Raw genomic sequence first — 24,854 nt, forward strand, 5'->3', positions numbered from 1 at the left:
AGCAAACTTGTGCCATATACTTAGTGGACGCTGTATCAGGATTAGTTCCACAGAAGTAGTGTGTCCCGTACACAGGACTAGTACAAGTATACAGTTGCTCCCCAAACCCGCATGAACCATCATCTCCCCCGGTAATTTTCTTTAATTGTTCTCTTGATAAAATTTCTTTAGCACTTGATTCAAGTGCTTTCAAGTTTAGCTTTTTTTTCATTTTCTATATTATTTATGTTTAGGTTTCCTAATTCTACGCCCCGGAAACAATAGGACTCTTTATGTCTCTTAATTTTACGTTCTATTTTCTGCAAGCTGACGAGAACATTTAGTATAAATTATTTCTATGATTTATCAACCTCAGAAAACGAGGCTTTCTTTTGCTTAGCCTCCCTGTAGAGATTTAAGATTCTAGTTCGTTGTATCTTGTTGGTTTGGAATTGTCTAGTATACCAGGAATGATACAGGAAGTTCTTCCCCTCCCACAACAAGATCGTGCTTAATTCATCTCGGTGATCAAGGGCATTCAGGTAAAGCCCTTTGCTGCAATTCATTAGCCAATAAAAAATACTATTAAACGGTTCAAAAAAATCATTCTGAGACACTTGTTTGATGAAATCAGGTTTATGTTTTTCCATCCAGGGAAGAAATTGAAAACCATTGATATCTTCATAATCAGCCATCTTAGCCCTAATAGCCCCGGCATTGAAGATATTAAAAAATGGATTGCAAACAACCCAAGAGTTCTTTCTATGATGGCAAACTCCGTCGTCAGGCATTCCTGAATATTCATAGCCATTTGCAGCCATGAATTCTATCATTTCCATGATGACGGACCAGTCGGTAACAAAGGCATCTTCATCCAGATTAATTATCCAGTCTTCGCCGCATCTCAGTATGAAGTGTAAATAGTTATCCGCATCCTGCCAAGTGTTGAAGTCTAAACACTGTACCCGTTCGATATGTGATGGTAAAAACTCGCTGGATAAACTGTATAATACTGGATCCAATGACCTTGTAAAAATTTGTACTTTCATATTTAGTGATTTATTTTCAGCGCTCTTATCGTATTTCTTATAAGTCGTTGCAACAATGAACTCTCTTCTGTAATAATCTCTGCATCACCCTGCATGCCATTTTTTAAGACGATCTTGAAGCTGGGATCTTTACGTTCAAAATGGTCAAATTTGATTTTCGCAATAAAGACGCTATCTCTTAAGGCGACCTCGGAAATATAACTGACCCCACCTCTTATTATACCGTATTGTTCAAACGGATAACTACGTAATTTTATTAATGCCGCCTGTCCTACCCTAACTTTCCCCATACTATACTGAGGAATTTGAACTTCACCGAAAAAATCGGAATTAGCCGGGTTTACCATAAACAACTCCTGATTCGCATTTACAGTTTGATTTTCTTGCACAATACCCGCGTAGCTTACTGTACCTGAAACAGGGGCCGATAAAACGTATTGATTTAACCAACTATTTATTTCCGTTATCATATTATTTAAACTCTGTGTAAATTTTGCTTTCTCATCTTGAACAATATGCTCCAGTTCAAGTATCTCTTTTTGTTTACCAAGATATGTGCTATTATTATTTAGCAATGATGTAGTTGTTTGCTGCAGCGGATAATTACCTGAATAATATTTATTTTCCTGCTGTGCATACTCGATATTGGAAATAACACCTTTCTCATGTAATTTCTTATAGGCTTCAAATTCCTGAGTGATATTTTTGAATTCTTTCTTTTGAAGTTCCTGCTGTAGCGCTATTTGAATCTTTAACTTTTGTATCTCTTTTAGATCCCGTTCCAGGTACGCCTTCCGTCGTAAATAATATCCTCCCTTCTGGGTTGAAATTAGCTGCAGATATTGCTGGTAGAAATTCTGATAAGATCCCTGCAGTTCCCCGAGATTCAGGTTGACAAGATCAATCTTAGAAGCAATTCCCGTTTTATTTAATGTGTCATTGATTCTTATCAATGCCCCGTAAAGCTTCAACACATCCCTATGTTTGGCCGTGCTCTCCATAAATGCTAGGGAAGTACCTTGCTTAACCTCCATCCCCTCTTCAACCAATAGAGAAATGATTTTACCAGTACCCTTAGTGTAAACGGATTTTGGGGCATTCAATGAGTTTATTTTTAATCCAGTTTTTACCACATCAGGGTACTGAATTAAAGCTGAAAATCCTACAATGGATATCAAGATCAAGAATACAAGGAGCGTGCCCCATCTTACTATCCATGCTGGAACTGCTGTAATAACTTCCTGTACTTCCTCGCTGTTGATGTTAGAGAAATTGAGTTCAATGTCCTTTAGTAATTCATTTTCACCTTTTGTCGTAATCATATTAATTCACGCTAAACATCTAATTCTAATTGATTCTTTACCAGTTCATAATATTCTCCCTTATTATGTGTCAACTGTTGATGCGTCCCTTGTTCTATGACGCGCCCTTTATCTAACACAATAATATTATCTGCATTTTTCACCGTACTTAAACGGTGAGCAACTACTACAACCGTTTTCCCTTTAAAAAATGTCTCCAGGTTCTCCATAATAATCTTTTCATTATTTGCATCTAATGAATTGGTTGCTTCATCAAAAAAAATATACTCTGGATTCTTATAAACTGCCCTTGCAATCAACATTCTTTGACGCTGCCCTTGACTGAGGCCATTACCTGCTGCTCCAATTTTCGTGTTCAAACCTAAGGGTAGTTCGCCTATAAAGTCACTAATATTGGCAATCTTAATTGCGTGACCCAGCTTTGATATGTCAGGATATTCATCACCGACGGCGATGTTCTTCGCTATTGTATCGGAAAAAATAAACCCATCCTGCATTACAATACCACACTTAGCCCGCCAAAACCGATAGCTAATTTGTTGCAAATAGGTACTTCCAACTTTAATGTCGCCCTTTTGCGGTTCATAAAACCTAAGTAAAAGTTTCAAAATAGTCGTTTTACCACTTCCACTCATTCCCACTATCGCCGTGGTTTTACCCTCCGGAATATGGATATTAATATCTTCCAATACGGGTTCGTTACCCGCACCGGGATAGGTAAATTTTATGTTTTGAAGTGAGATGCCTTTATTCATGGGCAAATCCCTTAAAAATTGTTTTTCTGTCGGTTCTTCTTCTTCTAGCTCGTGAATTTCATTAAGGCGCTCCAAACTAATTTTTGCATCTTGGAAGGACTGTAAAAATCCTAAAAGCTGTTCTATTGGACTGTTTAATTGTCCTATGATATATTGAATCGCCATCATTGCTCCCAAAGTCAATTGCCCATCAATTACAGATTTTGTTACGATGAACGTAATCAGGATATTTTTACCTTCATTAATAAAGAAAGTCCCGAACTGTTGATACTGACCAAGAGCCAGGCTCTTTACGCTAAAATTAAACAAAGAGACCTGTATGCGTTCCCATTCCCATCTTTTTTGCTGCTCACAGTTATTGAGTTTAATCTCCTGCATCCCATTGATGAGTTGGACAATGTTATTCTGGTTTTGGGAGGAGATATCAAATCTTTTGAAATCGAGTTCTCTTCTTTTCTTCAAAAAGAACATAACCCACAGGCCATAAATAACACTACTTATCGCAAAAATGATGAAGATACTAACGTTGTAATAAATCAAAACAAATGCAAACACAACTAAATTGAACAGAGAAAAAATGGTGTTTAGTGAAGATCCCGTAAGGAAGGCTTGAATCCTGCTCTGGTCACTCATCCTTTGCATAATGTCACCTGTCATTTTTGTATCAAAAAAACCCATTGGTAATTTCATTAATTTAATGAGAAAATCCGTCAGGATAGAGATATTGATTCTTGTGCTAATGTGAAGTAATATCCAAGACCGAATAAAATCAACACTTAATCGCCCCAGGAAAAGCATTGTCTGAGCGATGACAATTACATAAACAAAATTGAGATTACGGGTATTCACCCCAATATCTACCAATGATTGAGTTAGGAATGGTAATATCAGCTGTAACAAACTGCCCACCCCCAAACCAATAAACAATTGCACAATTAGGCTTTTGTATTGTTTTAGATAGCTAAATAAATAACTCAGATCAATCCCCTTATCGACATCTCCCTGCTGCCTGTAGAATTCAGGTGACGGGGAGATCATTAGGCTAATTCCCTGTTCAGTTTCACCTTGTTTTGTACTTATCCAGTGTCGTCGAAATTCATCCTCGGTATATTCTATAATTCCCTTCGCCGGGTCAGCAACAATATATTTTTTCCGCTTATGTATTTTAGTACTCCCAATTTTATATAAGACGACGAAGTGATTTTGCCTCCAATGCAATAGACAGGGTAACTCAATTGCAGAAAGATCTTCCAAGTTAATTTTTAATCCGGTAGTTCTAAATCCAATTTTCTCAGCAGCCTCGCTAATTCCCAATAACGAAACGCCAGCGCGGTTGATACCTGTAATTTCACGTAGCCGCTCCAAACTATAATTCCGCCCATAATACTTTGAGATCATCCGTAAACAAGTTGGGCCACAGTCCATTTGATCCCGCTGCGAATAATACGGAAACTTTTTTAGCATATCGATGGATTAGATTTTATATATTTTATGTACGCAAATTGGATTTTTTCCAATCGTTCGTTCGCAGTTCCTAACATATTTCTTTCAGCGGGTCGAACCTCTGTTGAACCAATTGGGTCTGAATTGTCAATGTCTCTCTGTTCGGAAATGAAAGGGTAAAGGGTCATTTTGTGACTGGATATATCCGATAATACACGAGTTGCTAAGTCGTTCTTTTTGAATTGGTATGTTACTATATCATTAAAAATCCTACTAAACAACACAACAAACTGTGTTGAGGAGAATGAATCGATCCAATATCTATTTTCTGTTAAAGGCAAGGCCTGACCAAATTTTCCGACTCCACCAGTAAGTAAGGCAACACCTTGTTCGTTAGCTTGTATGATATTACTAAACAGATAATCACGATTATAAAAGCGGGTGAACTGATGTTCATCGGTAGTAATGATGATTACATCCTCAGTATTATGAATAGCGGTTTCAATTATTTCAATAAAATTCTGCCAAAGTTTGGCCTCGCTGGTATTGCTATGCTGATTACTTTTAATTTGCACATCAAATTCAGGTCTATCTGAAAACTGCTCGTGTACATGCCCTAATCCATCAGATCTTTTTCCGGTAACGCTAATAAATGTAGAAATCGATAAATCTAAATATTCACTCTTACTCATAATTATAGATTATAAAAATCATTAACCTTATTTAAGTGTTTAAGTTTCAGGGAAGAATTTTTAAAAAGCCTGCTAACTTTACCGGCTGAATTATTACCTGCTGTGACATCGGAATAGCCAAATTCCTTTTGTTTTGAAATAAATGGAAATGTTACAAACGTATTACTGGTTAGGTCTGAAATCTTATAGTCCGCAGCATCTCCCTTGCTGAAATTCGCGTTTAAAATACTTTTAAAGAATTTCCGAAAGATGACAGTAAACTGTAAGCCTGAAAATTTATCGACCCAAAAAAGACCTGGTGAAACTTGTATTACATCTGAAAACCAACTTACCCCTCCCAAAAGCACATCTGCATTTTTTTCTTTTGCCTTTTTAATTGAATCATTTAAAAACGCCATATTAAAACTATTTGTGAAAGTATGGTCATCTTCACAAACAATTATATAATCTTCTGTTTGATTCATTTGACGTTTTATTATCGTCTTTATGGTCGTCCAAAGGCCAAACGCCCCCGATTCATGCTCAATAGCATTTATTAACACAAAATCGAATCCCTTGCGCGTATTAAACTCGTTAATAATATGCTCTCGACGATCTGTCCTTTTAGTTAAATTAATGATAAAAACAACTATTTTATCTTCCATTATCCTGTGCTATAATGTTTCTATAATAAATTTTCTCCGGAATAACCAAATATAATTTACCGGGTTTTTAAATGACTTCGCAGGTTCACCTCAAACTTGTCACTTGAAGGTGGGTCAAAATTGAAGTCAAGTATTTTGCCTTTCCTATCGATAAGAATATACCGGGGTATGGCTTTGACGTCAAAAAAGGAAATAAATGGTCCCTTGTTTTTATTTTCCAATCTCAAGTTTCTATAATTGACCGATAAATTTTGTTTTTTAAAAGAAGCCAACCAATCTTTTGCCTTTAAATCAGTATCAATGTTAATCCCGATAAACTTTACTTCCTTAGCTCCAAAATGCTTCATTTTAATCTTTAAGTGCGGGAATTCTTCAAGACAAGGCTTGCACCAACTTGCCCAAAAATCAAGTAAGATCAATCCATTATCTAGCAAATCATTAGCTTGCTCTGCCAAGGAATTGTGCTTACCTTTACTATCTGTAAGTTTTGAACCAAATATATTTGGTGTTATCAGATTAGGACCGAAAAAATTTAATCCCTGATTCTTTAAATACTCTACGGTCCGTTTATAATCATCAGTATTTTTATCGCTGCCTTCTAATATTCTGGAAATTAAAGTGGTTTTTAAACCTTGGGGCATTGTAGTTGCTGCCAACTTAACATATCCAAATACTGATTTATCTTTCGATAACCACAACTTATAGTTGATCATATGACTTGACAAGTCATATATCGACAAATCACTGGTTCTCATAAGTTCAGAATAGTTTGCATGGATTTCACGCATTACAGTGTCCAAATATGGATTAGTTGTTATTTCTTTTTGATAGGTAGGGCTTAGGGCTTTAACGAAATAATTTATATCGTTGTATCCCTTAAGAACAACACGTAATTTATTATCTATTCTATTTGAATTTTTAAGGCTATCAATAATAATACTATTGCGATTTTTCAGACCCTCAATTTGTTTATAAAAATGGGGTAATATAGTCTGCGTCAAATTTTCGTTTTTAATATTATCGTATGAACCTATCATCTTTTCAAGAAACACATCCGACTTCTTCAAATAACTTATATCATAGTCCCTGCCTAAAACAAGTGCTACGGTATCCCCTGGAAAAACTGCGAACATGTGTCTAAACTCCTTGTCTTTATTCATCAAATTATACCTGAATATTGTTGGCTTCTGGATTATCAGTATCTTTTTTACAAGGGTTTCATTCCCATTTCGATTCACGAAAGTCGCAGGCGTCATTTGGTAGTTCTCATCCATATACCATATCCTCGTAATGCTATTAGGTGGCATGTGCATTTTGATAAGTGTTTCAGTCGCACCTGCATTAAATTCTAAACCACAAAGGATGCTAAAAAAAAACACTAAAATTCTATTCGTCATAATGATCAATTTGGAAAGGTGCTGTAATTTCATACAGCACCTTGTTATTAAGAACCCCAACCGTCACATTCACAGTCGTAACTACACTGAGTTGCAGCACCGGAACTCAGTAGATTTAAACATGCGGTATTCGCGTTACTACTCGTACCAATGATGTCCGTCTGATAATAGTAGGAACCCTTCCAGTAACTGATTCTGCACAAGCTAGGTAAGTTACAATCACTACTACTTGTTCCGCCTAATACTTTTTTTAGCTGACCTCTGGTCAAAACATCGCCTTTTTTAATTGAGGCAGCACTTAAACTTAGTTTTTTCATTACTTTGCATAAAATTTAGTGATTAAATTTTGTGACCCTATCACGCTGGGTTACTTCAAGCGACATGTTTTTTTAACATCATGCTTGTTATGGGGCTGTTACGTTGCAATCGGCAGCCCCTTTCTTGTACAAGAAATATCTTGAAATCTTTCTAGCTTAATAAATATTTCAGGTCTTCTATCTGATAAGGCTCGACCAACTTATATCCGTTCACAAAAATTGTTGGCGTAAAACTAATTTCCGCCGAATCACACCATTTTCGCTGCTTTTCCGTCGCATTGTCTATCTCACTATTGATGTTTACAGGATATTTTAATGCCCATTTATCGTAATTTTTAGCGCTTCCCATATACCAATCATTTAATGCCGCTTTGATTAATTTTGGATCCGATGATTGGCTTAGCGCCGTGGCATGCTTCGCAACTTTGGTCTTACTATCATCTTCCTGACTGCTAGTAGCGAAAATGACTTTAACTTGTATGTCCTCATTTTCCATTAACCACTTATCCAGTGCCCTATGAGCTGTACTACATGGCCCACAATATGGATTGCTGACCATTGTAATTACCGTTTCCGCGGACGGGTTTCCCAATGCTATATGAATTAGGTCATCTGGTAACATGTACTGTTTCTGTGAAGACAGTAACTGATGAAAGAGTGAAGAGTTAGATTTGATTTTCCTTACCTGGTCTTTTAGGCCTTGTAACTTTTCTGAACTTACAAAAAACGGCTTAAGGAACGACCAAATAGCAACTGGAAATAAAAAAGATATAATATATGGGATTAACGTTGTCCAAGTTAAATTTACATAAAAGGTACTAAAGGCATTGACACCAATAAAAACGGAGATTCCAAGCCAAAGCAGTAGTTGGATGCAACAACAAAGTACGCACCAATTCCTGGTTTTAAACTGATAGCCGATAGAATAAAAGGTAAACGGCAAACAAAGAAGGTTTAGCCAGCTCAAGAAGCCCATACTGATGGGGTTTAATACAAGGCAAATAAAAGACCCTGTAAAATAGAACAGCCCAATCTCACTCCAATTAAGCCAGTGGGTCACTTTTGCCGCGTCAGATTTAAGAATTGAATTACAGCCATTTTTTTTTCCAATGCTACAAAGGCTTTGAATAAACGGATTTTTATTACTAATACTGGATATTAATAATAACACACATAACAGTATACCGGAAAAATTTATAAACAACAACAACAAATAAGCAAAACTAAAAGCATTTTGGCTGATAGCATAAACGGATGTAGTGAGAAGTACAACGAGCAAAAGTGGTAATCTTGCATGGTTTAACACACCCATCGTTAAAGCGCTACTATAGTCCGCTTCGCCGCTCTTCTCATCTTTTTCAGCGAAAAGGGAAACACCGTCCCAATGGTTAAGAAATTCCTCTCTTGGGAATCTCCCATTTGGTGCGAATTCGTCACTGAATTTAACTGTGTTTTGATTGATTTCATTTACCAAAACAAATTTTCCACCATCAATTTGTAGATGAGCTATAAAAGGCAATGGGAGCTCTTCTAATACACAGGTTGTACGATCCAGTTTCAATGCCTGATTCGGCACATTCCAAGAGGTTAGGGAATCACTTATTGAAAGCATGCTTGGATAATCAGGATGTTCAAGCATTTTTTGTGCAATACTAAAAGAAGTCACACGGATTCCTAATTTTCTAATAAATAATCCTAAGACACGGATTGAATTGTGTTGTGAGTTGAGCGTTATCATAAATCAGGGATGATTTAAATACTGATAAATCAATAAATTCTATTTGGTTAAACCGAATTTAATTAAAGAGATTGCAACCGGCAACCTGTACTGTCCTGTAATCAATTATTAGATCAGGAAGAATGGCGGCGTGAAATCAGAATACGAATGAGGTTATTCCACCTATATCTATTAGTAAATTAAGCATTTAAACATCTCCTTAATATCATAGTAAATTTAGGACTATCCAAATTAATAAACCACGGCCTTCAATAAATATTCTAGTAGAATTTTCAGTAATAAATTCCATCTCAAAAAAATACACGAAGGAAAGCATTACTAGACTATTCCTGCAGGTAGCGCTTCTGTCGTCTTCTCATTACGCCCAACCTTGCAAGCATTTCTGCTGAATGTTCCCGCCAACAAATTTCCAGGCTCTTAAAGGCTAGAAATAAATATTTGTAGTAATTGATTTCGCCCGATTGATCCTGATATGGATATTGATTGCTAAGCCCAACCAAAATTGGTCTGAGTTTCTTCATTTGGACTTGTAAGATAATCGCTGGATTTTTGCCAACCTCAGCAATGTACTTTAGCTGATCTTTCAGATCTTGGAGCGCCCGTTGCGCTTTTAATGTTGTTGTTCATAGGATTTATTTCTACAACAATAACTGCTGAACCCACATGCAGTCAGCAGCGGTTAGTTAATCCAATATGGTTCTCTAAAAGTCAGATTTTCAATAGGGAATTCTCCCTATTGGTTTTTTCCGGGTTAGTAAACCCAAGTACAAATATTTAAGGAGTGAAAGCAATGGATTGAAAATCCATGTGTCGCCGGTTCGATCCCGGCCCATACCACACTTAAAAAAGGTCTTTTCCGCAAGATTAAGGCCTTTTTTTGGTTTTTTGATTATATTTGAGCCAATCTTCTATATCAGCCCAGTCGGGCATTTTAGCTATAAAACAGGTATTTTTTGTTGAACTTGACGTAAATGTTTTACAATTGTTTTACGTAAAAACAAAGCATTTACGGTCGCTAAAACCTTATCTAAATGGCAACAGTTCGTGAAGTGGTATTAGAGCACCACAAAAGAAATGACCAAACTTGGAATGTGAAAATCCGGGTTACACACAACAGGAAGGTCACTTACATCGACACAACACACTACGTGTCGCAAAAACAACTCAGGAAAGATTTCACAATCAAAGACACTTTCCTACTCTCGGTAATCAATCCTGTTTTGGATGAATACAGGATGAAAATCAGTAAACTCGGGTCGAAGCTCGAATTTTACACCGTAAAAATGCTGGCAAACTTTCTCATCAAGGGAGAAGTACAGGCAGAAAGCATCAACATTATTGAATTCGGATGGAAACAGGTAGAGATCCTCAACCAAGCCAAACGTCGTGGAAGCCGGGACAACATGAAAGCCGTACTTTACAGTTTGCAGGACTATTTTAGCGGTCCCTACGCTCCGATCACTGAGATTAGGGCAAAAGATGCTCTGGGAATACGAAAAATTCCTTAGAACGCCCCGTATCATGATGCGGCCTAATAAATACAATGTATTAACAGCAAAGCAATCCAAGGGTATGCAGCACGGCGGCGTTAGAAACCACATGCATCCACAACCCATTACAAAGTACTTACACCAGCATGATAAGATTGGGCGATTTGCCGCAGCGCGAGATTGACAATGGATCCGTCCAGGTGCGCTACTACAAAAGCCAAGCTGGTCACAGTAACTACCTGTCCGAAATTAGTTTGATTTGCTGCTTTTTTCAACTTTATGTATTTTCTGAGCGCTAAAAATGAGCGTTGAATTTTCTGGGAACTTATGCAGGATCAAGATGCACCTCTGTTAAACCCAATGGTATCCCTGTAAAACTGCGGCGATATGTCTGTTTTGACCTTAAACACCCTGCTGAAATAAAACTCGTCTTCGTAGCCAAGCTCATAGGCAATCTCTTTTACCGTTTTATCGGTAAGGTATAGCTCTCGTTTAGCCTCCACAATGATCCTTTCCGTAATCAGGTCCGAAAGCGTCTTATTGAAATGACTTTTGGTAACTCTGGCAAGGGCAACCGGTGTGACGTGCAGCATATCGGCATAATCACTTGCAGAATGCAACATCCGGAAATTTTCCTCAATCGCATTGCGCAGTTTTTGTACAATGGCCATTTGTTTGCCACTAAGTGTATATGTCTGCTGGATGGATTGCTGCTTGAGCTTTATCCTGGTGGCGAGTACTAATAATATCTTCAGATAAGAAACAAGCACTTCATCTTTTCTCAAATCATCTGTTTTCAGCTCAGCTACAATTTCCCTGACGATATTGAGCAGCTTATACCTGGCATCTTCCTCCAGGGTGATGAAAGGCTGCTCATAAATATTGTTAAACAGTATCCCATTGGCTGCGATCTCTTTATGGTGCCTGTATATGCAAAAGAAATCATGATGGAACTGAATAGAAATCCCCACCAATGGTCCTTTTGAAATCAGCATAAACGGCTGATATGGGTAAAATGCGAATAACGTATTTTCCTTAAACGGATATTCACAAAGATCCACTTTAGCCAAACCTTCTCCTGAGGTAATGAAGATCAGGGTGAAATAATTATTCCGCTGAATGTGATCGAAATAACTGCTATTGTCAAACTCAAAAACTTTGAACGACAAATTACCATTCTGCTGATTTACAAGGGTGTAAACGGATTGTGATAACATCGTGTTTAGATTTTATTTAGAGTTTTTACAAACTGTTCATTCAGCGCAATACAATCCGAAAGACGGATACCGCTGACCACCTTTGGTCCGGTTCCCCATTTGGGCACATGTTCAGTTGAAAGTAAGCTAAATTGCGAGGTTAATCCACCAACATGAGGTACGGATGTGCCAAATACGATTTCTGGTATATGATGGTGGCGGATCACATAGGAACACATAATACAAGGTTCATGCGTCGTATACATTTGCGCCGAAGCCAGTTGTGCTGCATAGCCATTTTTGATCGCTGAGCGGATTGCCAGGATTTCTGCATGATTGGTGATGTCCCCGGTTGATTTCCCAGCCTCCTGTCCTTCGCCGATCACCTTGCCTTCAAAAACGAGGATCGCACCTACCGGCGGGTTACCCTCTGTTAATGCTGCTCTAGCGATTTCCAAGCACTGATCCATATAATATTGATACTCTTCCTGCATAACTCGTATAATGGTCTTACAAATTTACTTAAAAAAATTCCCCATGGTCTTGAAACTAAAAACTGTCCTTCGCCCGAAAGCAAAGGACAGTTCAAATACCTGATTAAAAAATCAGAATGTCGTAACCATCGTTTCTCAGGTTCAGGAAACTTGGCAATCCAGGAGTACCCGGTACTTCATTATCGTTTAACAGATCATAACCGGAAACTTCAGTACCAAACACCGCAACGCAGCCTTTGGAAAGACCATGCACGTGATCTTTTACTTCCGAATAAAGACCATGAACCGGATGCTCAGATTTCTCCAGTTGCTCCGGCCATCTTACTCCTGCGCCTTGAAAAATGATCTTTACATCTTCATCTGCATGTTTGAATTCATATGCCGATGCCAAAGCGTTAAATACGCGTCCAAGTGCTTCTTCTGAACCAGCCTTGGGATCAGAAAGAATAATTATTGCTGTTTTTTTCATATTAGTATTTATTTATTGTACAAAGTTGTAGTAATTCGGATACCTGGAGAATGGATGATTTTTACTATCTCATGGAGACTTTTTACTTCGGTCGTGCGATTAACGTGAACCCGGACGAACAAAAGTCTGCCAGCCCCGCATGGTTTCAATAAATCGATCGCTTAGTCCTCCCTCGCGCAGGTATTCAGCCGTGACAGGCATTGCCGGGCTTTCGTACATTGGATTCGCTTTGACCTGGAGCGGAAAATCCCGTTGCAATATGCCTGCTCTTGCGATGAGTACAAAGTCACAACCTTCCTCCAGCAGCTCTGCCGCGCGCTGACCGCTGTAGATCTTGCCGGCTGCGCCCAGGCGAACACCTTTACGGGGGATTTCCGTAAAAACGCTCAGCAGGGTCTTTCCTTTAGCCGTTCCGTCCCTGACAACCTGCGCCGAATCCCACAATGCCAGATCCAGGTAATCGATCAGTTCCCGGTCAAAGATCTCAGCAGTGATCTCGCGCAGTTCCTCCAGGCGCAGCCCGTAGCGTTCTATTGACAAGCGCCAGCCTATTTGAAAATCAGGCCTACAGGCCCGGCGAATACCTTCGATAACTTCAAGCGTGAAACGCGCCCGGTTCTCCACGCTGCCGCCATACTTGTCCGTCCGGTCGTTTAAATTAGGAGACAGGAATTCTGAAAGTATCCAGCCGAAAGCACCGTGTACCGATATGCCATCGAAACCGGCCTGGTCCGCTCTTTTTGCGGCAGTGATAAAGCTGTCGCGGATTCGCTCCACCTCTTCGGTTGTGATTGCCTTTACACCCTGCAGAGTTTTACCTGAAGCCGGAGCCGGAATACCACCCACCTCCGGTACCGCACGATGACCAGCATGGTGTAACTGCACAGCGGAGAGTGCACCTCCCTCGCGGATAGCTCTCGCCATTCGGGTAAGCCCCGGTAAATGGACATCGCTATGGATACCCATCTGGCGCTCAAAGGCAATTCCCCCTGCTTCCACAGTAGAAGCACCCGCTTGTATTAACGCATAACCACTCCCGGCAAGTTGCTCAATCCAGAGTTGATCGAACTCAGAAGCAGTTCCGTCATGCTCGCTCTGCTGACTGGTCAGCGGCGCCATCATGAAACGATTTCTCATTTCAGGGCCGTGCAGCAAAGTGAGTGGTTTGAATAAATCAGAAACAGACATTTTCTTATTTTTTATTTATAAATTCTTGTCTGTCAAAGATGGCTGGTTTCCCGCCCGGGAAAAATGGATGTTTTTTACAAACTCATGGACGATTTTTTAATTCGTTTTACTGGCTCAATGTAAATATCATCTTAAGGTCCCCGCTATAGGTTGACCAGCTTTTGTTGCAACTGTTTGGGCGTATCACCGTATTTTTCACGGAAAGATGCGACAAAGTGTGCGGGGGTTTCAAAGCCTACCTCATAGGCAATCTGGGTAATGTTCATTTCTGACCGCAGCAACTGGTAAGCCTCCTCCAGCCTGCGCTGCATGATCCATTTCCCTGGGTTCATTCGGAAGGTCTGATTGAATCTGCGCTTAAAGGTAGACAGGCTGCAATTGGCAAGGAAAGCGTACTGCTCCAGTGAAATATTCTCCTTATAATGACTTTGCATCAGCAGCATCAGGTCTGGATCGATAAAGGTATCCAGGCTGCGCAGCTGCGTTTCAAAATGATGACCTCCCGGACCAGAGACTAACACTTGTAACAATTCCCGGATTTTGACAGGCAAGAACGACTGCAAACGCTCGGGATCTGCATCCATCGTAAAACAGGACAACAGCTGCGAAGTCAATATGTTCATCATATCATCCTTTGGAAGTAAAGCCATATCACGGCATGCTTGAGTGCCTGATGTTGCTCCGTTGGAGCATGCCAGAATACTCTCAGCCTGCGAGCGCAGCCATGCGTCTGAAAAACAAATGATAATGGATTCATAACCGTCATCAGGATCTTCGACTTTATCAGTAACCAGATACGAACCTTTTTTCATAAAAAACCCAGCGCCCGCAGGAACGATCATTTTGCTACCATGGTCAAGGATTTCTTTTATTCCTTTTAGCACGATACTGATCAGGTTCATATGGACATACATATTTGCCAGTCTGATTTCCTGAGGCTGTCTGTAATGCAGAACAAAAATATCCTCGTTCCAGGATAGAACTTCTGGGTTCTCCTTAATGATACTACTGCAATTAAGATCGATCATCATATATAAGTTGCATTCATATTCAGCAAATATCGCTTAACAGTGGACTCAAATGAAGTATTTACCATTCACATGCCTTTGGTCCGTTACGGCCGGTAAATATCGAGATTTCTAAAGTAATGAACAATGGACAAATGCGATATTCCCATGGATAATTTTTACCTGTCCGCCTTTCCAAACTCCTTGAACTTTACACGATAGTTTCTGACCTTTCGAGGAAACGGACTCCTTGATAACAGCGCTAAATTTGTATAATTAAAAAGATAGAAATTATGAAACCCTTAAAAAAAATACAGCGATGAAACTGTTTTATTTCACAGACCCGATGTGTTCATGGTGCTATGGCTTTAGTCCTGCTGTAAAAAAATTAAAAGAGAACTATCCGGAAATCGACCTGCAAATTATCTCAGGCGGCTTTTCACCGTATAGCCAGCAAGTTGTCGACCAAGACTATAAAGAGTTCCTGGCATTTCACTGGACAAATGTAAACCAGCGCAGCGGACAGTTTTTCGACCATTCTATGAAGTTCATTTCTGACTCGTTCCGCTATGATACAGAACCCTCAAGCCGTGCCCTTACCGTCGTGCAGGAATTGTCACCAAAACAGGACTTCGATTATTTGAGCCTGATGCAAAAGGCATTCTATGTGGACGGCAAGGATATTACAAATGATACTGTGCTGGCAGCTCTGGCCGAAGAGCTGGGAATTGAAAAGAATACCTTCCTGGATCGGTTCCATTCCGAAGAAATGAAGCAAAAAACAAACCACGGCTTTCAGTTTAGCAGGCAGCTGGGCGTTCAGGGATTTCCAACACTACTCACTTTGGAAAATGGAACGGTTAAAGTGATCACCCGCGGATTTCAGGACTATCGCAGCTTGAAGGTAACTGTCGACAATTGGCTGAGCAGTGCAAATGTTACAGCGCCAAACAGTGGGCAATCCTGTTCAGGCGACACTTGTGAATGCTGAAATTAACAAAGGCTGGACCTTCATAGAAGGTTTACCTTTACAAATCATTCCGTGAAAAACACAAAAAAACGATACATATGAATGTGCCAGACCTTTTTTCTTTGTTCCAGGAAAAACTTACCCAGAATCTTAAAAAGCCCCTCCCCGGCGAAACCGCTCATATGATGATGGAGGCTTTTACAGCGTCATACCTCGGGGTTCGGCCAACAGAGCAAACCCGGAAAAGCGCTGTCCTACTGCTGCTTTATCCATTCAATGATGAGATCTATATCCCCCTGATCTTAAGAAATTCCTATGAAGGATTTCATTCCGGCGAAGTCGGTTTCCCAGGAGGCAGATATGAACAAACAGATCAGGATCTCGTTCAAACTGCGCTGCGTGAGGCGAACGAAGAGATTGGACTGCGCCCTGAAGATGTAAAGATCTTAGGAACACTCAGCGAGATTTACATAGGTCCTAGCGATTTTCTTGTCCTCCCGGTTGTCGGATACATTCCCTACCGTCCTGAGCTGGTGCCAGACCCCCGGGAAGTTCAGCAGATCCTTGAAGCGAAACTGGCTTATTTTATTGATCCAACGATCATAGGCTGTGCCAAGATCCGGATACCAGGCGATGTGGTCTTAACACCTTACTACGAAATACATGGCCATAAGGCGTGGGGAGCAACGGCTAAAATGATCCGTGAATTGCTGACGGTTATCCGCAACGATCTTCCCTGCATCGAAAAAATGCCGTAACTGACCTTTAAACTAAAGTCAGTTACAGCATTGGATTAAAGCGTATTCCTAATGCTGAGTGACACTCATCTGCAAACTAATATTAGATAAAATTAGTTACTGAACTATTTATCAAAAATTTCAGCAAGCTTTTTGCCCAACTCTTCACCGCGTAGGTCAGACGCAATTATTCTACCTCCCGGATCAAGTAAATAGTTTTGTGGAATCGCAGTGATATTATACAATTTGGATACATCCAGATTCCCAATAGTCAGATTGCCTACCTGAGGCCATAAAAGACCATCCTTACGAATGCCTTCCATCCACTTATCTTTTTCCCGGAGTTTATCTAATGTTACACCCAGTATTTCCAGGCCCTTAACTTTATACTTCTTATAGTTAGCGATATAATTGGGATTTTCTTCAGCCATCGCGTCAAATACCTGCTTAATTTCAGTTAAACCATTTTCTGGTGTGACTGAATTAGAGAGTGCATCAATACTTGAATATGATCTGGGATAGGCTTTGGCATACGCTATATTTCGCTCAATCCACTGCTCATAAGCTGACCTCGTTTTTAAATGAAGCTGGTTAATTTATAATTGCCATCAAAAAGTAAAGCAGAAAAAGTACCATCTTGTGCAACATAAACTGGAATTTTTGATAAGCAATAAAGTCCCTAGTATACGGGCCACCGGTCACTTGAGCATTTTTTACTGAATCGGTAGCTATAATGTTGATTATACCGTCTTCCAGCCTGATTTCCAGGGCATCGGGAAATTTACCACCGGCATAGCCAAACCCACGGTTATCAAAAAAAAAAGAAGCTTTAAGGCGATCAAGCGCGGTGCCTTTAAAAATATATTCTCCATTTTCAAGTTTCGCCGTAGCGAAGACCGGGTGAGGTAGAGATGCATCTGTCGTATTGAAGGGATGTAAGATCTTAGCGTCGCTTTTATAATTGCAAAAAACAAATGTCTTGTCACTTTTTCGCAGATAGTCCCCTAGTACTAAACTATACCGGACATAGTGTTACAGATAACAAATCCGGAAAACACATGGAACGAAAAGAATCTAAAAAAGGATAAACCCCGGACTTAAAAATAATTCATATACCTGAGTGGCAATCTGATCAGTTCAGCCTAATTCCGAGATCAATATAAGCCTATCCATATTAAACTGAAATGGTTCTCTGATAGACCAAAGAAAGACTAACCTCATAATGACGGCATACTCAGTCTGTCCACATCTTTTTCATAGAAACAGGGATTAAGGCAGTGTCTTTTTGAGGTTAAAATAATAATGCCCCTGTATGTACGCTGAGTATTTCTGCAAATGACTCCTCCTCTACCATGTAACCGCACCTCTACACCTGCTGGTATTGTCACTCAACCTACATAAAATCTAAACAGGAGGCTCAGCTAAAATAACAATCAAGCTGCTATCAATAAACACAGACCTTCCAGTCAAATGAACTTATTACGATAGTTTTTGAACCTCACCTGAAACAGCCGCGCTAACTGGCAACCTAATTTTGCTTTATTCAAACACTAACGTATATCAATTTCAATAAGATAAATCAAATGTCCGAATCTAATTTATTCAAGCCGCTCACGCTGCTGCATGGGCCGGCAATGAGAAACCGCTTTATGATGGCGCCACTGACCAACCAGCAAAGTGAGTATGACGGCACCGCGTCCGAGTTCGATCAGACCTGGATGGAGCAACTTGGCCAGGGCGGTTATGCCTTGATCCAGACCTGCGCCACAACCGTAGAAGCAGAAGGCATCGCGTTTGCGCGCCAACTCGGTATTCACAGTGACGACCATTTGCCAGGCCTGACCAGGATGGCTTCCGCTATCCGTGAAGGCGGCGGATTGTCTGCGGTGCAGCTGCACCACGCCGGACACCGGGCCAACCCGCTGCTGGGGGGCGTGCCCGCTCCCGCTTCGAGCAACACTGTGCCAGGAGTCATGGCCATCACTACCAAGGAAGTGGAGCGCATTCGCGACAGCTTCATCACTGCAGCAAAAAGAGCACAATTGGCCGGCTTCGATGGTGTAGCCGTACACGGCGCTTTCGGATGGATTCTTTCGGAATTCATGTCACCTTATCTGAATGACCGCAAGGATAAATATGGAGGAAGCCTGGAGAACCGTGCAAGGCTAACCGTTGAGGTTATTGAAGGCATTCGCAAGGCCTGCGGACCTGATTTCCAAATTGGCTGGCGACTATCGATCGAACGGTATGGACTGGTGCTCGAGGAGCTCAGGGAAGTTACAGCAGAATTTTTTGACCGGGAACTGATCGATTACCTGGACCTGGCACTGTGGGATTCAGCCCAGGTCGTTCGGGAGGGCGCATTTCGCGGAAAAACCATGCTCAGCGTCTTTACGGAAATCCCCCGTAAAGGTGTTCGCTTGGGCGCAGCCGGTAAGATCTACAGCGGTCAGCGCGCCGCAGAGCTATTGGAGGAAGGATGCGACTTTGTGCTGGTCGCCAGAGCAGGCATCATTCAGCGGGACTTCCCGCTTCTGGTCAAAGCAAACCCGATGCACGAAATCCCAAGACTGCCGGTGATGGCCGCATACCTGCGCCAGGGGGGACTTAGCGAACGCTTCATCAACCACTTAAGAGGATGGCAGACCATTGTGCACCCGCATTCTCCGTAACACTTACTGAACTTTTCGCGATAGTTTTTGAGCTTCAGGTGAAATAGTCCCCTACTAAATCAGGGTAAATTTGCTTATCAATAACAAACAAGAATATGAAAACAAAAATGACCACAGCTACCCTCGCTGTTAGGCCCATAACCCGTTTAAGTCATGGGAAGTAAAGAAAGGATACTTCGTCTGAAAGACGAGACCAGGGCAAACATTCTGAATGCTGCATTACACATTGCCCAGGTTGAGGGTTGGCAAGCGCTGAGCATGCGCAAAATTGCAGATCAGATTGAATATACAGCACCCATCATCTATGAATATTTCACCAACAAAGAAGGCATTTTACTGGAGTTAACCAGAAGAGGTTACCAGATTTTGACCAGGGAGATACAGCAGGCACGTGACCGCTACCAAAAGGCAGAAGAGAAAATGGAGGCCATGTGGGTTGCTTACTGGAACTTCGCTTTTTCGCACCAGGAATTTTACCGGCTCATGTACGGGGTAGACATGGTTAGCTGCAGCGATAACAGCCAGTTGCCAGAAATTGACAACCTCTATGCGACACTGTCCGGGGTCATCGAATCCCTGTTCCAAAAAAAACCGGTTACCGAGGACAACATATGCTTAAAATACCACACCTATTGGTCGGTAATTCACGGACTGGTTTCCATCAACCTGGTTCACCTGAATGGAAGAACAACCGACCAGTTAAATCAACAGATTCTAAAAGACGCCATCAAGGGCATCACCTTATCGATCAACAGTTGATTTTTTTTACCCCATGATTTAACGCTGTTAAAAATTATCACACGTAATTCCCTTAAATAAACATTAAAACAAACATTATTATGAATACTATCCATTATTTTTTTGATTCACTTAACGCCGTAAAACGGCTTAATCAGTCCAGACACCTGCTGTTAGCTGTCATAATTGCCATCAGTATAGTCGGCTGTAACGCTTCAGCTGATCAATCCGCAGCTGTACCTCCGCCGGCGTTACCTGTGACTACAGTTAATGAGAGTTCAGAAACTACTTTCGCTGAATATCCTGCTGCGATACAGGGAACTGTTGACATCGACGTGCGTCCGCAGGTGAGCGGATACATTCAAAGCGTACTGGTGAATGAAGGCGCACATGTATCTGCCGGGCAAACCCTGTTTCTAATCAATGCCCAGCCCTACAAAGAGGCTTTAAACAACGCCAAAGCAACCCTTCAAGCTGCCGAAGCTGCAATTTTAAACGCGCAACTGGAGGTTGAAAAACTTACTCCGCTGGTTGAAAACAAAGTTGTTTCAGAATTCCAGCTTAAATCGGCAAAAGCCGCCCATCAGATCGCAAAAGCGAATGCCGAGCAGGCCAAAGCCAGTGTCGCCTCAGCCCAGATTAATTTAGGTTATACCAATGTCAAGGCGACAGTGAGCGGCTACATCGGTCTGATCCCTAAAAAACAGGGGAGTCTGGTTTCACCTGCCGATCCGACGCCCCTAACCCAATTGTCAGACATCGATCAGGTGCATGTTTATTTTGCCCTGGCGGAAAATGATTTCAATCGCTTCAACGAAAACTATCCGGGGAAAACCCCCGCTGAGAGAATTAAACAACTTCCACCCGTAGAATTGCTGTTGTCCGATAATTCCGTATATCCAATTAAAGGAAAGATCGATATGATCAGCGGTCAGTTTGATAAAGGTACCGGCGCGATCACATTAAGGGCTACTTTTCCTAATTCAAGCGGGAATCTGCGCTCAGGAAATACCGGTAAGCTTCGCTTAGGTCTGACCCATGACAAAACGATTCTAGTTCCGCAGTCAGCAACACTAGAGATGCAAGACAAGGTCTTTGTATTTGCCTTGGTTAAAGGGAATAAAGTTGCCAAAACACCGATTTCGGTGATCGGGAAAACCGGAACAAATTACCTGATCAATGAGGGTTTGAAACCTGGTGACCAGATTGTGCTGAGCGGCCTGGACCGCTTGCAGGAAGGACAAGAGATCCAGCCTCAAAAAGCAACCGGCATGGCTGCCCAATTAATTAACAAATAAACTATACAACCATGTTCAAAATATTTATACAAAGGCCAGTCCTTGCCACCGTTATCTCCATTATACTGGTGATACTCGGAGTTATCAGCCTGATTAAGCTGCCCATACAGCAGTTCCCTGACATTGCGCCTCCCTCAGTAGTAGTCAGCGCGCTGTATCCGGGAGCAAATGCCGAAACCGTATTGCGCTCGGTAGCGCCATCACTGGAAGAATCAATCAACGGCGTTGAAGACATGACCTACATGAATTCTACTGCCAGCAACGACGGTACCATATCAATCGCGGTTTATTTTAAACTGGGTACAGACCCGGACCAAGCAGCGATCAACGTTCAGAACCGCGTGTCACAGGCCTTGAGTCATCTGCCTGCCGAAGTGGTTCAGCAAGGGATCACCACCTCCAAACAACATGTTACTTTTATGATGGGTATCGGTTTGTATACCGAAGATGAATCCAGGTATGACCAGACTTTTGTTGGCAACTATGCCGAGATCAACATTCTCCCTGAACTAAAACGTATTCCAGGCGTAGGTTTGGCCAGTATATATGGCGGATCGAAAGATTATTCTATGCGGGTTTGGTTAAATCCATCACAGATGTCTGCCCACCAGGTAACCCCTAATGAAGTAACCCAGGCCATCCAGGATAAAAGTCTGGAAGCAGCGCCGGGTAAATTCGGCCAGCACAGTAAAGAAGTCTTTGAATATGTGATCAAATACAAAGGCAAACTGACCAAGCCGGAAGAATATGAAAATATCGCGATCAGGTCCAATGCAGACGGTTCAGTACTGCGCTTAAAAGATGTTGCAAGAGTAGAACTGGGCACCTTTTCTTACAACAGTATCACTCGTTTAAGCGGCAAAAAGGGCGTCGTTCTGGGTATTCTTCAGTTATCAGGTGCAAACGCCAATGAAACACAGATTGCCGTAAGAAAAGCAATGGAAAAGGCCTCTAAAAGTTTTCCGGCAGGGATAAAACACCAGATCTTTTTTAGCACTAAAATCGCTTTGGATGAATCCATTGCCCAGGTACAGGATACGCTGATCGAAGCCTTTATTTTAGTATTTGTTGTCGTATTTCTTTTCCTGCAGGATTTCCGCTCGACCTTGATCCCGGCTATTGCCGTTCCAGTAGCCATATTAGGCACTTTCTTCTTCATGCACATATTTGGGTTCTCTATCAATTTATTGACCCTGTTTGCCCTGATCCTGGCCATTGGTATTGTGGTGGATGATGCAATCGTGGTCGTCGAGGCGGTCCATGCCAAGATGGAGCACAAGGGCCTGGGACCTAAGGAGGCTACCCATGAGGCCATGCATGAAATTTCCGGAGCGATCATCTCCATCACTTTAGTCATGGCAGCAGTGTTCGTGCCAGTAGGTTCAATGGAAGGTTCTACAGGATTGTTCTATCGGCAGTTTGCCTTTACGATGGCCATAGCTATCGTCATCTCAGCTGTAAATGCTTTGACCTTAAGTCCGGCACTGGCCGCTTTGTTCCTGAAAGATGTCCATGGTACGCATCAAAATGAAGAAGGCGTTACGGTTAAAAGAGGGTTTAAAGAGAAGTTTTTCATCGGCTTTAACAGCAGTTTTAATGCGATCACCAATCGTTATGTGGGCGGTTTAAGGTTCCTGATTAATCATAAATGGCTCAGTATGGCCGGTTTAGCCCTGGTGACCGTGGCTACGGTAGTGATGATAAAGTTTACCCCCTCCGCCTTTATACCCACAGAAGATCAGGGATTTATCGCCATTGCGTTAAACACCCCCTCGGGAACAACCCTTGACGGCACCCAAAAAGTAATGAAGCAGGCAGAAACTTCCTTAAAGAAATTAGACGCTGTACGCTTTGTAACCGCCATTTCTGGTTTTGATGTGCTCACCAACTCGATGAGTCCGTCTAAAGGAATCATCTACATTTTATTAAAACCGAGCAAAGAGCGGGGTGAGGTGAAAAATCTTGATGCCATTATGGACCAGGCAAGAGGTAAAATGAGTGAAATTACCGGGGCAGGTGCGTTTGTTTTCAGTTTCCCAACAGTTCCCGGATTCAGTAGCGTGGAAGCTTTGGATCTTGTGCTGCAGGATAAAACAGGTGGCAAACTGGATAAGTTCAGTGGCATTTCCCAGCAATTTATTGCCGAATTGATGAAACGCCCCGAAATTGGTGTAGCCTTTACCAGCTTTAAAGCGGATTACCCGCAATTGCAAATGGAAATTAATGACGATAAAGCTGGTCAGTTGGGTGTCAACGTGAAAGACATCCTGGAAACCATGCAGGCATATTTCGGCAGTGCCCAGGCATCAGATTTTAACCGCTTTGGTAAATATTACAGGGTGATGGTACAGGCGGATATTACTGACCGTGCGGACCCATCCGCTATAGACCGTGTTTTCGTTAAAAACAAAGCCGGAGATATGGTGCCGATGAACACGCTTGTAAAACTAAGCCGGGTATATGGCTCGGAGACTGTATCAAGATATAACATGTTTAACTCGATCTCAGTCAATGCGATTCCAAAGCCTGGTTTCAGTTCAGGTGCGGCCATCAAAGCGGTGGAGGAAGTGGCTGCTCAGCAGCTGCCAGAGGGATACACCTATGAATTTTCCGGTCAGACGCGAGAAGAGATTGCATCCGGAGGGCAGTCCACCTTGGTCTTTATCCTGTGCCTGGTGTTCGTTTATTTCCTGCTGGCAGCACAGTACGAAAGCTATATCCTTCCGCTGGCGGTAATCTTATCTCTGCCTGCCGGGATATTCGGTGTCTTTGTCGCTATTGGGTTGACTGGGATCTCCAACAGTATCTATGTACAGGTAGCGCTGATTATGCTGGTCGGTTTGCTCGCTAAGAATGCGATCCTTATCGTCGAATTCGCGGTGCAGCGAAGAAAGGCCGGTCTGTCCCTATTCGACGCGGCCATAGAGGCAGCGAAGCTAAGGCTCCGCCCGATCATCATGACCTCACTGGCTTTTGTAGCTGGTTTATTCCCGATGAGCATTGCCACAGGTCCATCTGCTCAGGGTAACCATTCGATCAGCGTCGGGGCTGCAGGAGGCATGGTATCCGGTGTGTTATTAGGACTGTTCATTATCCCGGTCCTGTTCGTCATCTTCCAGCACCTGCAGGAGAAAGTTAGCGGTAAACCAGTTCAAAAACATCCGGATAAAGCTGACAACGAGCATGCCATCAAACAATTAGAACCGGAATTATTATAATATCCTGCCATACTCTTGCCTTCTCCGGATTCGGAGGGGCA

The 24,854-nt window shown here is 41.8% G+C and carries 22 protein-coding genes; 7 read left to right on the forward strand and 15 right to left on the reverse strand.

What is annotated here, in order from left to right; all coding sequences use genetic code 11:
* Positions 1 to 335: 335 nt before the first annotated feature.
* The 8 genes from HQN86_RS24575 to HQN86_RS24610 all read right to left on the reverse strand — a co-directional run bounded on the left by HQN86_RS24575 (position 336) and on the right by HQN86_RS24610 (position 9,857).
* A complete protein-coding gene (locus HQN86_RS24575; protein ID WP_172663489.1) occupies positions 336 to 1,028 on the reverse strand; it encodes a hypothetical protein in 693 nt (230 codons plus the stop codon).
* Between the two features lie 2 nt (positions 1,029 to 1,030).
* Positions 1,031 to 2,350, reverse strand: a complete 1,320-nt coding sequence (locus HQN86_RS24580) for an HlyD family secretion protein (protein ID WP_172663490.1) — start codon at positions 2,348 to 2,350, stop codon at positions 1,031 to 1,033.
* A gap of 11 nt (positions 2,351 to 2,361) precedes the next feature.
* Positions 2,362 to 4,569, reverse strand: coding sequence for a peptidase domain-containing ABC transporter (locus HQN86_RS24585; protein WP_172663491.1), 2,208 nt, complete (start codon positions 4,567 to 4,569; stop codon positions 2,362 to 2,364).
* Positions 4,563 to 5,240 carry a glycosyl transferase gene (locus tag HQN86_RS24590; protein ID WP_172663492.1) on the reverse strand — a complete coding sequence of 226 codons (678 nt, stop codon included), beginning with the start codon at positions 5,238 to 5,240 and terminating at the stop codon, positions 4,563 to 4,565. The genes HQN86_RS24585 and HQN86_RS24590 overlap by 7 nt, the downstream gene beginning before the upstream one ends.
* A 2-nt stretch (positions 5,241 to 5,242) precedes the next feature.
* On the reverse strand, positions 5,243 to 5,884 hold the full coding sequence (locus HQN86_RS24595) for a glycosyltransferase family 25 protein (protein ID WP_172663493.1): 642 nt from the start codon (positions 5,882 to 5,884) through the stop codon (positions 5,243 to 5,245).
* 56 nt (positions 5,885 to 5,940) lie between these two features.
* Positions 5,941 to 7,044: a TlpA family protein disulfide reductase gene (locus HQN86_RS24600; protein WP_172663494.1), complete on the reverse strand. Its 1,104-nt coding sequence runs from the start codon at positions 7,042 to 7,044 to the stop codon at positions 5,941 to 5,943.
* A gap of 705 nt (positions 7,045 to 7,749) precedes the next feature.
* Positions 7,750 to 9,336, reverse strand: a complete 1,587-nt coding sequence (locus HQN86_RS24605; RefSeq protein WP_172663495.1) for a thioredoxin domain-containing protein — start codon at positions 9,334 to 9,336, stop codon at positions 7,750 to 7,752.
* Positions 9,337 to 9,659: 323 nt separating this feature from the next.
* On the reverse strand, positions 9,660 to 9,857 hold the full coding sequence (locus tag HQN86_RS24610) for a hypothetical protein (protein WP_172663496.1): 198 nt from the start codon (positions 9,855 to 9,857) through the stop codon (positions 9,660 to 9,662).
* A 510-nt stretch (positions 9,858 to 10,367) separates the two neighbouring features.
* Between HQN86_RS24610 and HQN86_RS24615 the strand changes: the two genes are divergently transcribed.
* Positions 10,368 to 10,844 carry a hypothetical protein gene (locus HQN86_RS24615; protein WP_172663497.1) on the forward strand — a complete coding sequence of 159 codons (477 nt, stop codon included), beginning with the start codon at positions 10,368 to 10,370 and terminating at the stop codon, positions 10,842 to 10,844.
* Between the two features lie 317 nt (positions 10,845 to 11,161).
* Here the strand turns inward: HQN86_RS24615 and HQN86_RS24620 are convergent, their stop codons facing one another.
* The 5 genes from HQN86_RS24620 to HQN86_RS24640 form a co-directional block, all read right to left on the reverse strand.
* Positions 11,162 to 12,043 (reverse strand): helix-turn-helix domain-containing protein, encoded by an 882-nt coding sequence (locus tag HQN86_RS24620; RefSeq protein ID WP_172663498.1) that lies wholly within the window; start codon positions 12,041 to 12,043, stop codon positions 11,162 to 11,164.
* Between the two features lie 5 nt (positions 12,044 to 12,048).
* A complete protein-coding gene (locus tag HQN86_RS24625) occupies positions 12,049 to 12,516 on the reverse strand; it encodes a nucleoside deaminase (protein WP_172663499.1) in 468 nt (155 codons plus the stop codon).
* Between the two features lie 103 nt (positions 12,517 to 12,619).
* Positions 12,620 to 12,985 (reverse strand): DsrE family protein, encoded by a 366-nt coding sequence (locus tag HQN86_RS24630; RefSeq protein WP_172663500.1) that lies wholly within the window; start codon positions 12,983 to 12,985, stop codon positions 12,620 to 12,622.
* A 99-nt stretch (positions 12,986 to 13,084) separates the two neighbouring features.
* Positions 13,085 to 14,173: an NADH:flavin oxidoreductase gene (locus HQN86_RS24635; protein ID WP_172663501.1), complete on the reverse strand. Its 1,089-nt coding sequence runs from the start codon at positions 14,171 to 14,173 to the stop codon at positions 13,085 to 13,087.
* 143 nt (positions 14,174 to 14,316) lie between these two features.
* Positions 14,317 to 15,075: an AraC family transcriptional regulator gene (locus HQN86_RS24640; protein WP_172663502.1), complete on the reverse strand. Its 759-nt coding sequence runs from the start codon at positions 15,073 to 15,075 to the stop codon at positions 14,317 to 14,319.
* 424 nt (positions 15,076 to 15,499) lie between these two features.
* Between HQN86_RS24640 and HQN86_RS24645 the strand changes: the two genes are divergently transcribed.
* Entirely contained in the window at positions 15,500 to 16,171 is a 672-nt protein-coding gene (locus HQN86_RS24645) for a DsbA family protein (protein WP_172663503.1), read from the forward strand.
* Between the two features lie 77 nt (positions 16,172 to 16,248).
* Positions 16,249 to 16,908 carry an NUDIX hydrolase gene (locus HQN86_RS24650; protein WP_172663504.1) on the forward strand — a complete coding sequence of 220 codons (660 nt, stop codon included), beginning with the start codon at positions 16,249 to 16,251 and terminating at the stop codon, positions 16,906 to 16,908.
* A 104-nt stretch (positions 16,909 to 17,012) separates the two neighbouring features.
* Here HQN86_RS24650 and HQN86_RS24655 read toward each other — a convergent pair whose 3' ends face one another.
* Positions 17,013 to 17,318, reverse strand: a complete 306-nt coding sequence (locus HQN86_RS24655; RefSeq protein WP_172663505.1) for a peroxiredoxin family protein — start codon at positions 17,316 to 17,318, stop codon at positions 17,013 to 17,015.
* Positions 17,319 to 17,464: 146 nt separating this feature from the next.
* Positions 17,465 to 17,545 carry a DUF3823 domain-containing protein gene (locus tag HQN86_RS27205; RefSeq protein WP_394367900.1) on the reverse strand — a complete coding sequence of 27 codons (81 nt, stop codon included), beginning with the start codon at positions 17,543 to 17,545 and terminating at the stop codon, positions 17,465 to 17,467.
* A 925-nt stretch (positions 17,546 to 18,470) separates the two neighbouring features.
* Between HQN86_RS27205 and HQN86_RS24665 the strand changes: the two genes are divergently transcribed.
* From HQN86_RS24665 to HQN86_RS24680, 4 genes are all read left to right on the forward strand, one after another.
* Positions 18,471 to 19,559 carry an NADH:flavin oxidoreductase gene (locus HQN86_RS24665; RefSeq protein ID WP_172663506.1) on the forward strand — a complete coding sequence of 363 codons (1,089 nt, stop codon included), beginning with the start codon at positions 18,471 to 18,473 and terminating at the stop codon, positions 19,557 to 19,559.
* A 153-nt stretch (positions 19,560 to 19,712) separates the two neighbouring features.
* On the forward strand, positions 19,713 to 20,318 hold the full coding sequence (locus HQN86_RS24670; RefSeq protein ID WP_172663507.1) for a TetR/AcrR family transcriptional regulator: 606 nt from the start codon (positions 19,713 to 19,715) through the stop codon (positions 20,316 to 20,318).
* Positions 20,319 to 20,398: 80 nt separating this feature from the next.
* Positions 20,399 to 21,595 (forward strand): efflux RND transporter periplasmic adaptor subunit, encoded by a 1,197-nt coding sequence (locus HQN86_RS24675; protein ID WP_172663508.1) that lies wholly within the window; start codon positions 20,399 to 20,401, stop codon positions 21,593 to 21,595.
* Between the two features lie 11 nt (positions 21,596 to 21,606).
* Complete coding sequence (locus HQN86_RS24680) at positions 21,607 to 24,813, forward strand: efflux RND transporter permease subunit (RefSeq protein WP_172663509.1); 3,207 nt, start codon at positions 21,607 to 21,609, stop codon at positions 24,811 to 24,813.
* Positions 24,814 to 24,854: the final 41 nt, after the last annotated feature.

The sequence above is a fragment of the Pedobacter panaciterrae genome, assembly GCF_013204795.1.
Classification (GTDB): Bacteria; Bacteroidota; Bacteroidia; order Sphingobacteriales; family Sphingobacteriaceae; genus Pedobacter; species Pedobacter panaciterrae.

What these genes read in the sequence shown, in the direction of transcription:
- HQN86_RS24580 (WP_172663490.1), bottom strand. Translation starts at nt 2,350, where the DNA reads ATGATTACGACAAAAGGTGAAAATGAATTACTAAAGGACATTGAACTC.
- HQN86_RS24595 (WP_172663493.1), bottom strand. Translation starts at nt 5,884, where the DNA reads ATGGAAGATAAAATAGTTGTTTTTATCATTAATTTAACTAAAAGGACA.
- HQN86_RS24655 (WP_172663505.1), bottom strand. Translation starts at nt 17,318, where the DNA reads ATGGCTGAAGAAAATCCCAATTATATCGCTAACTATAAGAAGTATAAA.
- HQN86_RS24630 (WP_172663500.1), bottom strand. Translation starts at nt 12,985, where the DNA reads ATGAAAAAAACAGCAATAATTATTCTTTCTGATCCCAAGGCTGGTTCA.
- HQN86_RS24670 (WP_172663507.1), top strand. Translation starts at nt 19,713, where the DNA reads ATGGGAAGTAAAGAAAGGATACTTCGTCTGAAAGACGAGACCAGGGCA.
- HQN86_RS24625 (WP_172663499.1), bottom strand. Translation starts at nt 12,516, where the DNA reads ATGCAGGAAGAGTATCAATATTATATGGATCAGTGCTTGGAAATCGCT.
- HQN86_RS24645 (WP_172663503.1), top strand. Translation starts at nt 15,500, where the DNA reads ATGAAACTGTTTTATTTCACAGACCCGATGTGTTCATGGTGCTATGGC.
- HQN86_RS24665 (WP_172663506.1), top strand. Translation starts at nt 18,471, where the DNA reads ATGTCCGAATCTAATTTATTCAAGCCGCTCACGCTGCTGCATGGGCCG.
- HQN86_RS24610 (WP_172663496.1), bottom strand. Translation starts at nt 9,857, where the DNA reads ATGAAGAAACTCAGACCAATTTTGGTTGGGCTTAGCAATCAATATCCA.
- HQN86_RS24635 (WP_172663501.1), bottom strand. Translation starts at nt 14,173, where the DNA reads ATGTCTGTTTCTGATTTATTCAAACCACTCACTTTGCTGCACGGCCCT.
- HQN86_RS24680 (WP_172663509.1), top strand. Translation starts at nt 21,607, where the DNA reads ATGTTCAAAATATTTATACAAAGGCCAGTCCTTGCCACCGTTATCTCC.
- HQN86_RS24640 (WP_172663502.1), bottom strand. Translation starts at nt 15,075, where the DNA reads ATGAACCTGATCAGTATCGTGCTAAAAGGAATAAAAGAAATCCTTGAC.
- HQN86_RS24600 (WP_172663494.1), bottom strand. Translation starts at nt 7,044, where the DNA reads ATGAATAAAGACAAGGAGTTTAGACACATGTTCGCAGTTTTTCCAGGG.
- HQN86_RS24650 (WP_172663504.1), top strand. Translation starts at nt 16,249, where the DNA reads ATGAATGTGCCAGACCTTTTTTCTTTGTTCCAGGAAAAACTTACCCAG.
- HQN86_RS24675 (WP_172663508.1), top strand. Translation starts at nt 20,399, where the DNA reads ATGAATACTATCCATTATTTTTTTGATTCACTTAACGCCGTAAAACGG.
- HQN86_RS24615 (WP_172663497.1), top strand. Translation starts at nt 10,368, where the DNA reads ATGGCAACAGTTCGTGAAGTGGTATTAGAGCACCACAAAAGAAATGAC.
- HQN86_RS24585 (WP_172663491.1), bottom strand. Translation starts at nt 4,569, where the DNA reads ATGCTAAAAAAGTTTCCGTATTATTCGCAGCGGGATCAAATGGACTGT.
- HQN86_RS24575 (WP_172663489.1), bottom strand. Translation starts at nt 1,028, where the DNA reads ATGAAAGTACAAATTTTTACAAGGTCATTGGATCCAGTATTATACAGT.
- HQN86_RS24620 (WP_172663498.1), bottom strand. Translation starts at nt 12,043, where the DNA reads ATGTTATCACAATCCGTTTACACCCTTGTAAATCAGCAGAATGGTAAT.
- HQN86_RS24590 (WP_172663492.1), bottom strand. Translation starts at nt 5,240, where the DNA reads ATGAGTAAGAGTGAATATTTAGATTTATCGATTTCTACATTTATTAGC.
- HQN86_RS24605 (WP_172663495.1), bottom strand. Translation starts at nt 9,336, where the DNA reads ATGATAACGCTCAACTCACAACACAATTCAATCCGTGTCTTAGGATTA.